This window comes from Streptomyces sp. NRRL F-5122, from assembly GCF_001507435.1.
Classification (GTDB): domain Bacteria; phylum Actinomycetota; class Actinomycetes; order Streptomycetales; family Streptomycetaceae; genus Streptomyces; species Streptomyces lannensis.
On record NZ_LMWH01000172.1, the window covers coordinates 133042 to 145453 of the forward strand.

9 protein-coding genes are annotated in these 12412 nt (G+C 70.4%); 6 read left to right on the forward strand and 3 right to left on the reverse strand.

The genetic code is table 11. The annotated features are described in order from the left end of the window. Position 1 precedes the first annotated feature (1 nt). Complete coding sequence (gene ligD, locus ADL25_RS18630; protein WP_059128880.1) at positions 2-883, reverse strand: non-homologous end-joining DNA ligase; 882 nt, start codon at positions 881-883, stop codon at positions 2-4. Between the two features lie 51 nt (positions 884-934). On the opposite strand from ligD, the gene ADL25_RS18635 reads away from it, so the two are divergent. Next, positions 935-1954 carry a Ku protein gene (locus ADL25_RS18635; RefSeq protein ID WP_059128881.1) on the forward strand — a complete coding sequence of 340 codons (1020 nt, stop codon included), beginning with the start codon at positions 935-937 and terminating at the stop codon, positions 1952-1954. A 121-nt stretch (positions 1955-2075) separates the two neighbouring features. Here ADL25_RS18635 and ADL25_RS18640 read toward each other — a convergent pair whose 3' ends face one another. Then, positions 2076-3704: an esterase-like activity of phytase family protein gene (locus ADL25_RS18640; protein WP_059128882.1), complete on the reverse strand. Its 1629-nt coding sequence runs from the start codon at positions 3702-3704 to the stop codon at positions 2076-2078. A gap of 416 nt (positions 3705-4120) precedes the next feature. On the opposite strand from ADL25_RS18640, the gene budA reads away from it, so the two are divergent. From budA to ADL25_RS18660, 4 genes are all read left to right on the forward strand, one after another. Next, a complete protein-coding gene (gene budA / locus ADL25_RS50570; protein ID WP_234380959.1) occupies positions 4121-5518 on the forward strand; it encodes an acetolactate decarboxylase in 1398 nt (465 codons plus the stop codon). Positions 5519-5659: 141 nt separating this feature from the next. After that, a complete protein-coding gene (gene alsS / locus ADL25_RS18650; protein ID WP_059128883.1) occupies positions 5660-7345 on the forward strand; it encodes an acetolactate synthase AlsS in 1686 nt (561 codons plus the stop codon). 94 nt (positions 7346-7439) lie between these two features. After that, positions 7440-9125: an alpha-keto acid decarboxylase family protein gene (locus ADL25_RS18655; RefSeq protein WP_059128884.1), complete on the forward strand. Its 1686-nt coding sequence runs from the start codon at positions 7440-7442 to the stop codon at positions 9123-9125. A 206-nt stretch (positions 9126-9331) separates the two neighbouring features. After that, on the forward strand, positions 9332-9913 hold the full coding sequence (locus ADL25_RS18660; protein WP_059128885.1) for a hypothetical protein: 582 nt from the start codon (positions 9332-9334) through the stop codon (positions 9911-9913). Positions 9914-10018: 105 nt separating this feature from the next. On the opposite strand, the gene ADL25_RS18665 is transcribed toward ADL25_RS18660, so the two are convergent. Next, complete coding sequence (locus ADL25_RS18665) at positions 10019-11263, reverse strand: MFS transporter (RefSeq protein ID WP_059128886.1); 1245 nt, start codon at positions 11261-11263, stop codon at positions 10019-10021. 133 nt (positions 11264-11396) lie between these two features. Here ADL25_RS18665 and ADL25_RS18670 point away from each other — a divergent pair, with 133 nt between their 5' ends. Continuing rightward, entirely contained in the window at positions 11397-12362 is a 966-nt protein-coding gene (locus ADL25_RS18670; protein WP_059128887.1) for a LysR family transcriptional regulator, read from the forward strand. Positions 12363-12412 lie beyond the last annotated feature (50 nt).

The window sequence follows — 12412 nt, forward strand, 5'->3', positions numbered from 1 at the left end:
GTCAGGGCAGCCGGGCGGCGCCGGCGGAGTCGAGGAGCGGGGCCAGCAGGTCGCCGTGCGCCTGGAGGCGGGGGGCGATGTCCGGCGCCCGGAAGACCAGGCTGTCCGGGGACGCGCAGTCCGCGACCTCCTGCCAGGTCACCGGCGCCGACACGGTCGGCTCCGCCCGGGCGCGCAGGGTGTAGGGGGCCGCCGTCGTCTTGCGGGCCGCGTTCTGGCTCCAGTCCACGAACACCTTCCCCGGCCGCAGGCTGCGGGTCATGCGGTGGACGACCAGTCGGGGCATCGCCTTCTCCGCCGCCACGGCGAGCTGTTTGGCGTAGTCCGTCGTGGCCCGCGACGGCGTCGGTGCCACCGCCGCCAGCAGATGCAGCCCCTTCGACCCGGACGTCTTCGCACAGGTCTCCACCCCGTCCGCCGAGAGCCTGTCCCGCAGCCACAGCGCGACCTCACAGCACTCGACGACGGTGGCGGGTGGGCCGGGGTCGAGGTCGAAGACCAGCCGGTCCGCCTCGTCGGGGGCCTCGATCCGCCACTGGGGGGTGTGGAACTCGGTGACCAGGTTGGCCGCCCACATCAGGCTGGGCAGGTCCTGGACCAGCACCATGCGGGCCGGGCCCTCCGAGCGCGGCACCTGGGCCGTGACGACCCAGTCGGGCGTACCGGGCGGCACGTTCTTGGTGAAGAAGACCTGACCGTCCGGTCCGTCCGGATAGCGCAGGAACGACACGGGGCGATCGCGCAGGTGCGGCAGCAGCGCCTCCGCGGTGGTCGCGTAGTAGTGCAGCAGCTCGCCCTTGGTGAATCCGGTCGCCGGATGAACCACCTTCTCCAGGTTGCTGAGCGCGAGCCGCCGCCCCTCCACCTCAGTGATCGGCGTCATACGATGAGAATCCCATGAAATCGCCTGATCCATGAAGAAAAGGGGCGGAGCGTGCGATCGATCTGGAACGGAACCATCTCCTTCGGCCTGGTCAGCATCCCCGTCAAGCTGATGAACGCCACCGAGAGCCATTCGATCTCCTTCCGCCAGATCCATCTGGAGGACGCCGGCCGGATCCGCTACCGCAAGTTCTGCGAGCTGGAGGACCGCGAGGTCGACTCGTCGGAGATCGGCAAGGGCTACGAGGACGTGGACGGCACGGTCATCCCGATCACGGACGAGGACCTGGCGAAGCTTCCGCTGCCGACCAGCAAGACGATCGAGATCCTGGCCTTCCTGCCGGAGGACCGCATCGACCCGCTCCAGCTGGACACGGCGTACTACCTCTCCGTGAACGGGGCCCCGGCCGCCAAGCCGTACGCGCTGCTGCGGGAGGCGCTGAGACGCAGCGGGAAGGTGGCCGTCGCGAAATACGCGCTGCGGGGGCGGGAGCGGCTCGGGATGCTGCGCGTGGTCGGCGATGTGATCGGCATGCACGCGCTGCTGTGGCCGGACGAGATCAGGGCGGCGGACGGCGTGGCGCCCGACGCGAGCGTGACCGTCCGGGACAAGGAACTGGACCTGGCGGACGCGTTGATGGACACCCTGGGGGACGTGGACCTGGACGATCTGCACGACGAGTACCGCGAGGCGCTGGAGGAACTGATCGCGGCGAAGGCGGAGGGCAAGGAGCTTCCGCAGGCACCCGAGCCCGAGGGCGGCAAGGTTCTGGACCTGATGGCGGCCCTGGAGAAGAGCGTGCGGGCGGCGAGGGAGTCGCGGGGCACGGGCGAAGCGGCGGAGGTGACACGTCTGCCGGGCGGTGGGTCGCCCGAGGAGACGGCGAAGAAGACGGCGGCGAAGAAGATGGCGGCGAAGAAGACGGCGGCGAAGAAGACTACGGCGGCGAAGAAGACCGCGGCCAAGAAGACGGCCGCGAAAAAGACGCCTGCGAGGGAGACGGCGGCGAAGAAGGCCGGGGCCGGGAAGACGGCGGCCAAGAAGACCGCGGCGCGCAAGCGGACCGCGTGAGGAGGTGGCTCGTCGGCGAAAGCCCGCGCGTGTGCCGGCGGACCGCCGCCGCGGACCGCTGGATGGGTCCGCGGCAACAGCCCGCCGGCGTGCACTCGGTGCGGGTCGGTGCGAGGCGCCGTCAGCGCACCGTGAAGGTGACGCGCGCGGTGCTGGTCGCGGCGGGCAGCTTGGTGGTGTCGACGGCCAGGTACTCGCCGTCGTCCTGCTGTCCGCTCGGGAGGATCTTGGAGTGCAGGGTGTAGGGCGCCGTCTCGGTGGTGACGCCGTCGATGCCGAAGTCGCTGTCGTTGCTGATGAGCAGCGTGCGGCCGTGGTCGGTGGTGGCGACACCCTCGACCTTGTCATGGCCGAAGAACGCGCCGGTCGGGTCGAGGCGGGTGACCAGGTCACCCAGGTCCAGGTACGGGCTCTTGGCGACCGGGATGACCCCCGCCGTCTTCAGCGCGGCCTGGGCCGTGGCGGTGTCGCCCTCGCCCACGTAGGCGTCGATGGTCTGGTGCTTCGGGCCGATGAGCAGCCCGCCCTCGGCCCCGTCGTACGTGGCGCCCTGCACCTTGGCGGAGGGGCCGACGTCGGTCGCCCGGCTGATGTCGATCTTGAAGAGCTTCTTGAACGCGCCGGGCTCCATGTTGCCGTCCCGCTCGTCCACGACGAACGTGGTGTTGCTGAGCGCGGTGATCTCGCTGACCGCGCCGCCGGTCGCCTTGGGGTCGTCGAGCAGGTAGACGTACTCGTGCGTCGCGTGGGTGCGCAGGTTGTACGTCGCGATGCGCAGCACGGTGACGTTCTTGGTCTTCACGCCGGCCGGCAGGTCGGGCTGCTGGAGCGCGGACTGCATCATGCCGACGAGCGTGCTGCCGTCCGGCGTGAGCGCCAGCCCCTCCATGCCCTTGTTCGGCACCCGGTTGGCCAGTTCGGCCGGGAGCGAGCCGTTGAAGGGGGACAGACGCTGGAGCGCCCGGCCGTCGCGGGAGAAGTGGGTGATGAACGGGCCGTACTCGTCCGACACCCAGAAGGAGCCGTCCGGCAGGGCGACCAGGCCCTCGGGGTCGTAGCCGTTCGGCGAGGCCGGCAGCGCGTTCCCGGCCAGGTCGATCAGCGACTCACCCGTGTTCGCCTGGGTGTTGACATGCCCGTTGTACAGGGTGCCGTCGGCGGCGCGCAGCGGGATCGTCTTGAGGACCTCCGCCTTGGCGCCGACGAGGCGGATCCTGGCGATCGCCGGGTGGAAGTCCGGCAGGGGCAGCGCCTTGTGGCCGTCCGGGGTGTCGACGTTGGGGCCGCGGTCGGTGATCCCGTAGAACTCGTCCTTCGAGCCGGGCACGGGGTAGAGCGACGAACCGTACGCCCCTCCCGAGATCTTCACCCCGTCGATCGTGGTGAGCGCCGGCAGATGCGTCCGGTAGAGCTTGACGGCGTCGCTGACCGTGTAGTCGAAGCCGTCGGTGCCCTTGAAGCCGGGGTTCGGCGTGTAGTCGAACGAACCGTCCTGGTGGACCGTCAGAGAACCGTGCGCGGTCTTGGTGTGCGAGACGAGCGTGGCCGGCCTGCCGCTGTCGTTGGACAGGAAGCCCTTGCCGCGGACGGTCAACGTCCGGCCTGCGTGGGCGGTGAAACGGTCGGAGTGTGCCTTGAGTACCGGACCCCGACCGCCGTGAGCCGTAGGTGCGGCAGTGGCCAGGCTGCTGCCGGCCAGCGACAGCACCACAGCGGTGGCTGCGGCGGTCGCGATCCTCAGACGAGACATGAGTTCCCCTCCTAGTCCGTGCGTCTCCTTGCGGGCGCACGACTGGCGAGCCTCTTTCCGCTACATGTCCGTTGTGACAAGCGGGACTTGACGAAAGCCGGTGATCGAGTGACGGGAAGTTGGCGAACAGGCACAGCGCTTGTCAAGCGCCCCTGAACGCGGCCTCGAACGGAACGGGGGGCCTGTGGTGCCGGAGGCGAATCGCAATCCCCTGGCCGACGCTCCCGGTTCACACGATTCCCCACGGGCCACCCACCTGTTGCTCACCCGTCCGAGGAACGTTCCTGACATGAGCATCGCTTTCTTGCGGGCTCGCCGCCTGCTCACCGCGCCGGCGACCGCCCTGGTCGCGTCCCTCACCGCCACTGTCGCTGACCACCGCGGCACCCGACTCGTCCCGCAACCCGACCTCGGCCGTGAAGTCGGCCGTCGGTATCGGCGGTTCGTCCAAGGCGCGGTCCTACGAGTACTTCGACACCGACGCGCCCGACCTCGACGCCCAGGGCCGGGACGTCCGCCTGCGCCACAAGTCGGGCTCGGCCTTCGAGGGCGATACCGGACGCACCTGGCTGCTCGACGAGATCCCCGGCAAGCTCGACGACTGGCTCCCCGGCACATGGGGGTCGGACACCCTCGGGGCCGCCCGAGCCCACGGCCCCGTCACCTCGCAGGTGTGGTCGGGTGCGTGGGAGTCCTCCGACGACGCCGCGATCGAGGTCGTCCCGGTGGTCGGCGCGAGCGGGACCGGCACCGAGTACGTCGTCGAGCTGTCGTTCAAGGCCGCCGACGAGTGCCGGGCCGGGCGCGGTCCTCCGGTTGCGTGCGGCCCGGATGCAGGCAGCATGTTGTGGGAGATACGTTCGCCGCGCCCTGTACCCCCGGGCGGCGGTGGTGACGTTGTGCGACGCCCAGTGCACCGGCAGCGGCGGGTCGACACCCTGGAGCGGGCTTTGTCCGCCCCGGGCGGCCAGGGCTTTTTCCCAGGGCGATGGGAGGCACGAGCGATGGGTAGCGAGGCGACCCCCGTGGACCGCCTCCGGAAGTTCGCCCGCACGGTCCTGGCGCACCGGGGCGGCGGGAGCGGCGCACGGCATGACGCCGGGCGAGCGCGTGAGGTGTACCAGAGTTCGACCATGGGCGCGTTGATGGACGGCGTCTACGACGGCGATGTCTCCGTGGGGCAACTGCTCGAGCACGGGGACTTCGGGCTCGGCACGTTCAACCACCTCGACGGCGAGATGCTCGTCCTGGACGGCGTCTGCTACCACCTCCGCGCCGACGGTTCCGTGGAGACCGCCGACAGGGGTGATCTGTCGCCCTTCGCGGCCATGACGTGGTTCACGCCGGAGATCACCGAGGAGATCACGGCGCCCATGACCCGTGCCGAGGTGATCGCGCTTGTCGACGACCTGGTCCGCAGCCCCAACCTGATCTACGCGATCCGGATCACCGGGCGTTTCGGCGAGATCCGCGCCCGGACGGTGCGGAAGCAGGAGCCGCCGTATCCCTCGCTGACCGAGGCCGCCGAGGGGCAGGCGGAGACCGACTTCACCGATCTGGAAGGGACCTTGGCGGGCTACCGCACGCCCGACTACGAACAGGGCATCTCGGTGGCCGGCTACCACATGCACTTCATCGACGCATCCCATGAACACGGCGGTCACTGCCTGGACTTCCGCGTCGAGCACGGCACGGTCGCGCTCGGCGAGCGCTCCGAACTCCACCTCAGTCTGCCGACGACACAGCAGTTCCTCGGCTCCGATCTAACCCCCGGCAACCTGACGGATCAGATCCGCCAGGCCGAGGGCGGCTGAGGGGCGGCCTGCGGAACCGCTGTCCGCGGCCGGCGAGCGGGTGGGTCCGTCACCGGCCCCGTTGCTCGGCAACGGGCGCGGCCGGCTCCGGACTTCGACGGCCGAGGAGCTCTCTGCCACCACAACGAGAGGCTGCATTCCATGTCCGAGTCTGAAGCGCGTGCCGCCCAGCGCGCGGTCGAGGTGCTGTCGGCGTACGGCGTCAGCCATGTTTTCGGAGTGCCCGGCGCGAAGATCGACTCGATCTACGACGCCTTGGTGGACAGCGGCCCTCAACTGGTGGTGTGCCGCCACGAACAGAACGCGGTCTTCATGGCCGCGGCGGTCGGACGGCTCACCGGAACACCGGGGGCCGTCGTCGTCACCTCAGGACCGGGCACGTCCAACACCGCGACCGGCCTTCTCACCGCCAACACCGAGCAGGACCCCGTCGTCGCGCTGTGCGGGGCCGTGCCCCGCGCGGACCGCCTCAAGCGCAGCCACCAGTCCATGGACGCCACCGCCGCCCTCAAGGCCTTCACCAAGTACACCGGCGAGGTGAACGACGCCGGCAACGTCCCGGAAGCGGTGGCCAACGCCCTGCGTGCCGCCCTCACCCAGCCCCGGGGGGCGGCGGCCGTGATCCTGCCCTCCGACGTACTGGCCACGCCCATCTCGGCCGGCATCACCAGGGCGTGCCCCGTACCCCGCCTGGGGCCCGCACCGGCGGAGGGCATCGAGCAGGCGGCCCGCCTCATCCGTGACGCCAGGCGGCCGGTGATCCTCGCCGGCGTACGGGGCGCCGATCCGGAGGCCTGCGCCGCCCTGCGCACCCTCCTCGAGGACACCGACCTGCCGGTGGTGGAGACGTTCCAGGCCGCGGGCGTCGTCTCCCGGACGCTGGACGAGCACTATCTCGGCCGGGTCGGCCTGTTCCGCAACCAGCCGGGCGACATCGTCATCTCGCACGCGGACGTCCTGGTGACCGTCGGCTTCGACGCCGTCGAGTACGACCCGAAGCTGTGGAACACCGACCCGTCCCGCACCGTCGTCCACATCGACGTGGTGCCCGCGAACATCGACAACCACTACCAGCCGGCGATCGAGCTGCAGGGTGACGTCGCCTCCACCGTCCGGGCCCTGGCCGGACAGCTGTCCGGGCTCCGTCTCGACCCCGAGGTCCTCGGTGAACTCGCCGAGCAGCGGCGGGCCCTGAAGGATGCCGACGACACCGCGCGTACGGCGAACCACACGCGTGCCGGCCTCAATCCGGTGTCGGTCCTGCTCACGCTTCGCGACATGATCGACGACGACGCCACCGTCACCTGCGACGTCGGCTCGCACTACATCTACACGGCCCGGCACTTTCGCGCCTACGAGCCCCGGCACCTGCTGTTCTCGGACGGCCAGCAGACGCTCGGAGTGGCCCTGCCCTGGGCCATGGCGGCCTGCCTGGTACGGCCAGGCAAGCAGGTCGTGTCCGTGTCCGGCGACGGGGGATTCCTGTTCAGTGCCCAGGAACTGGAGACGGCCACCCGCCTCGGCCTGCACTTCACCCATGTGATCCTGCGCGACAACACCTACGACATGGTCCGCTTCCAGGAGGAGCTGAAGTACGGGCGCACCTCGGGAGTACAGCTCGGCGACTACGACATCGCCCAGTACGCCGGAGCCTTCGGCGCCCACGGCTACCGCGTCGAGACCGAGGAGCAGTTCGCCAAGGTCCTCGGCGAGGCCCTGTCGCGCGAAGCCCGGGTCCAGCCGGGCATCACGATCATCGACGTCCCCGTGGACTACACGCGGAACACCGAACTCTTCGCCCAACTCCACGAGGGAGTCCTCGAATAGGCGCCTGCGCCGCGCACCACCGGATCTCCCCGCAGGCGAGTCCCGCGAACCGGCGGCTCCCGGACCCGGATCCCGGCACGAGAAAGGCCATGACATGGGCACCTGCACCGTTGGCGACCACCTGCTGCGCCGTCTGCGGGAGATCGGGGTCGGGCACGTCTTCGGAGTGCCCGGCGACTATCAGCTGGAATTCCTCGACCAGCTCGAGGCGATGGACGGCATCGAATGGATCGGGAACTGCAACGAGCTCAACGCCGCCTACGCCGCGGACGGTTACGGCCGGCTGAACGGGATCGCGGCGCTGGTCACCACGTTCAGCGTGGGGGAGCTGAGCGCCCTGAACGGCGTCGCCGGCGCGTACGCCGAGTCCGTGCCGGTCGTGTCCATAGTGGGGACGCCGGCGACCTTCGTCGTGGAGGACAAGCAGAAGGTCCATCACACGGCCGGCGACGGCGACTTCCGGCGCGCGGCGAGGTGCGCCGAGGAGTACACGGTCGCCCAGGCGACGCTGACCCGCGACAACGCCGCTTCGGAGATCGACCGGGTGCTGTGCCTGTGCTGGCTGCTCAAACGTCCCGTGTACATCATGCTGCCCTCGGACGTGGCGTGCGAGACGATCGAGGCACCGGGCGAGCCGCTGGTCCTCCCCGAGCCGTCCAGCGACCCCCGCACGCTCGCGAGGTTCACCGACCAGGCGCGGGACCTGCTGCGCTCGGCGGACTCGATGGCCGTGCTGCTCGGCCCCGAGGCCGACCGGTACCGTCTCGCCCCGCAGCTGGTCCGACTGGTCGAGGGCATCGGCTGCCCCGTCGCCTGCCTCAGCTCCGCGAAGGGCGTCTTCCCCGAGGACCACGACCAGTTCATCGGCGGGTACGCGGGGAAGCTCAGCGACTCCTACGTCAGGGAGACCATCGAGAACGCGGCCTGCCTCCTGGCCGTCGGCACTCAGTTCACCGACTCGGTCACCGGGGGGTTCTCCCAGAACATCGACCCCTCCCGGCTGATCGCACTCCATCCGACGGCCGCGGCCGTGGGCTCCGTCCGGCACGACCATGTGTCCATGAAGGACGCGATCCAGGCTCTCGCCGGCGCCGGCATCCGCAAACCCTCCGACATCACCTCGCAGTTCCGGCGGTGCGTCGGCGCAGCGGCCCCCCACGAGCCCGTACGCTCATCCCGGCTCGTCCAGGAGCGCTTCTGGGAGCAGTTCCAGGAGTTCCTCGAACCGGGTGACGTGGTGATCGCCGACCAGGGCACCTCGTACTTCGGATGCGCGGAACTGCCGTTCCCGCACGGCTGCACCTTTGTGGGGCAGCCCCTGTGGGGCTCGATCGGCTACACGCTCCCGGCCCTGCTGGGGTGCATGCTCGCCGCACCCGAGCGCCGTCACATCCTGCTGATCGGCGACGGCTCCTTCCAGCTGACCGCGCAGGAACTGTCCACGGTGCTGCGCCATGGCCTCAACCCCGTCGTCATCCTGATCAACAACGACGGCTACACGGTCGAGCGCCACATCCTGGGCGCGAACGCGGGTTACAACAACATCGCCACCTGGCACTACGACCGGCTGGTCGAGGCCTTCGACCCGCTGGGCCTGGCCGTCACCGTCAAGGCGACCACCGAGGAGGAACTCGCGGCCGCGTTCGAAACGGCGGGCGGCAACCGCGACCGGCTCGTGTTCGTCGAGGCGTTCATGGAGCGCCTGGACGCCCCCGAGTCCCTTGTCCAGCTGGGCAAGGCGTTCTCCACCTCCGACTACCACCACGCGCCCGTCTCCTGACCGTGGACCGGCGGCCGGCTGTACCGCGTTCCGCCTGGTGAGAGGCTCACGGACACGGCGGTCCGGCCGCCGCGCGGCGCCGCCGCTTCGGCGTGGGCCCGCCCGCCGCCGGACCTGGAGGGCTCTGCGACCGCACGGTGCCACCTTCGGGTGAATCTCGCGCAGCCGCCTCGTCAGAACCGCAACTCGGCGCTATTTTCGAACACATGAGCGAATGGCGTGATGCGGAAGAGGTCCCGCTGCCGATACCGGACCGTGTGCCGGCGAGGGAGGAGGTGGAGTTCAACCGCACCGGCCTCTGGCTCACGCTCGGCCGCGAGGGGCGGCGACAGCGGACCCAGGTCATCCAGTACCGCGATCTGCCGGACGGAACCCGGGCGATCCTCACGATCGTCGACTGGCCGTCGCCGTCGATCCCCATGGTGTGGGTCGCGTGGGACCCGGACCGGATGAGCCTCGAATACACCTCGAGGGAGGTGCTCGCGACGGCGGAGGCGCAGCCGCGCGAGGGCGACGCGCATGCGATCGGCACGGGGGAGATGCTCGACTGCTTCACGGGTGATCACACGACGTACTGGCCGCACCGCGAGGTCGAGGTGCGCGTCGGCGGGCTGTGGCGTCCCGGCCGGCTGCGCTGCATCTACCGGGGGCCGCACAACCGGGCGGTCGCCCTGGTGACGACCTCGTTGTACGAGCCCGAGTGGGGGGCGTGGGTCGCGTTCAAGCGGATGTATCGCTGGGACCCGGCGGCGATCCGGCCCGCCGGTCCACCGGATCCGCCGTCCTGACGGGTCGCCGCGAACATTCAGGGGCACAAGGGGCGTGACGGGCGGACCGTCAGAACATCCCGGCGGACCGGGAGAAGTACCGCGGCCGGGGAAGGTGCCGGCTCGTCATGTGAGGCTCGCGGCCTGTTCCCTGCTGTTCCCGGGGGTCTTCTCGCGGTGCGGGAGCAACAGCGGAGTGGCCAGGAGGAGGACACCCGCGATCGCGATCGCGGTGCGGGGGCCGGTGACTGCGGCCAGCAGACCCCACATCGCGGTCATGGCCGCGATGGAGGCGCTGGTGCTGACCGACCACGCGGACAGGGTGCGGGCGACCCGGTCGGGGGCGGTGTGTTCGAGCCGGTGGGTGGCGAGCACCGTGTTGTACAAGGCGCAGCAGGTCACCAGTCCGAACTGGACGGCGATGATGAGCACGATCCCGGGGACACCGGGCCGCACGAAGACCAACCCGATGGGCCAGCACGCCCGCAACGCCCCGACGGTGCGGATCACCTGGTGCTGCCCGAACCGCGTCACGAACCGGTGCGCCAGACGTGAGCCGATGAGGCCGCCGACGCACGGGGCCGCGAACACGAGACCGTACTGCCAGGGCGCGAACCCGAGACGGCTCAGCAGCAGTACGGCGAGCAGCGGCTCGGAGGCCATGATCAGGCCGTTGACCGCGATCGCGTTGAGGAGCAGCGGACGGAGTGTGGGGTGGGCCAGGATGTGACGCCAGCCTTCGAGCAGATCGCCGGCCCGCAACCGGGGTGTACCGGTCCGCTCCGGGCGTGGTTCCGTCCCGCCGATGGCGCGGATGCCCAGCGCCGAGAGCAGATAGCTGACCGCATCGGCCACCACGGTCGTCATCGGGCCGAAGATCCCGATCGCCGCACCGCCGAGCGGCGGTCCGACCATGGACGCCGTCCACATCGTGGACTCGAACCGGCCGTTGGCGACGAGCAGGTCCTCCCGCGGCACGAGCGTTTTCACAAAGGCGCCGCTTGCCGCGTTGAAGGCGATGTTGGCGGCGGCCACGACGACGGAGACGACGAGCAGTTGGGCGAAGCCGAGCACACCGAACGCGAACGCGACGGGGACGCTCACCATCGCGGCACACCGGGTCAGGTCCATCGCGATCATGACCGGCCGCTTGCGGCGGAACTCCACCCACGGTCCGAGCGGCACCGCGACCGCCGCCCCCACCGCCCGACCCGCGGCGGCGAGCACCGCCACCTGGGTCGGCCCGGAGTGCAGTACGACGATCGCGATCAGGGGGAACGCACCGAACCCGAGCCATGTGCCGTAGGAGCTGACGGCGAAGGCCGCCCACAGCCAACCGAACCGCCGTCCCAGCGCCCGCCTACCCGGCATTCCCACCGCACCTCTCGCCGATCCCGACAACCACACGCTGACCACCGGCATCAAAGCGAGCGGCAGGCCGCCTGATCAAACAACCGGAGAGCCAGGGAAGCACAACCATGCGTTGTGCCGATACCGTGGCCGCGTGGATCTCGACGCCGTACGCACCTTTGTGGCCGCCGCGGACGCAGGGCGGTTCCAGGACGCCGCCGCCGAGCTTTCGATCACCCAGCAGGCCGTCTCCAAACGCATCGCCACGCTGGAGAAGATCCTCGGCGTGCGGCTGTTCACCCGTACGGCGCGAGGAGCGCAGCTCACCATCGACGGACAGGCGTTCCTGCCCCATGCCCGTGATCTCCTGCGGGCCGAGGAGCGGGCGGTCGCCTCGGTGCGTCCCGGACGCCGCGCGCTGCGCGTCGACGTGATCGGCCGGCGGCTCGCCCCGGCCGCCGTGCTGGGCGACTTCCATCGCGCGCACCCCGAGGTCGAGCTCGACGTCGTGACCCTCTTCGACGCCGACGCGGCCGTCGACGCCATCCGGTCCGGCACGATCGACGCGTCGTTCCGCGCCGTGACCATGCCCGGCCGGCGGCTCCCCGACGACATCGCGGCCGTCCCGGCCTTCGACGAGCCCGTCCAGCTCCTCACCGGCCCCGCCCACGAACTCGCCGCCGCCCGTACCGTCGGCCCGGCCGAGCTCGCCGGACACCGGATCTGGATGCCCGGCATCGTTCCCGGAACCGAGTGGGCGGCCTACTACGACGCCCTCGCCGCCGAGTTCGAGCTGACCATCGAGATCACCGGACCGGACTTCGGCACCGAACCCCTGCTGGACACCATCGCCGACTCCCGGTCGCTGGCGACCTTCGTCGGCGAGCGGACACGGCTCGTCTGGCCCGCCGACCACGGCCTGCGGCGGATCGCCGTGCACGGTCCGACACCGGTCTACCCGCATTCGCTGGTGTGGCACCGGGACAATCCGCACCCGGCGCTCGCCGCGCTCCGCGCCCACCTCGGCTCCGGGCGGTTCGACCATTCCGGCACCGGGACCTGGACACCGGCCTGGGCGAGGCGGCCGGATGCGGACCGCGCGGTGACGGCCACCGGCTGAGTGCTCCGTCTCAAGGGACGGGCCGATACCGCAGGGGTCTTCCGTTCCGG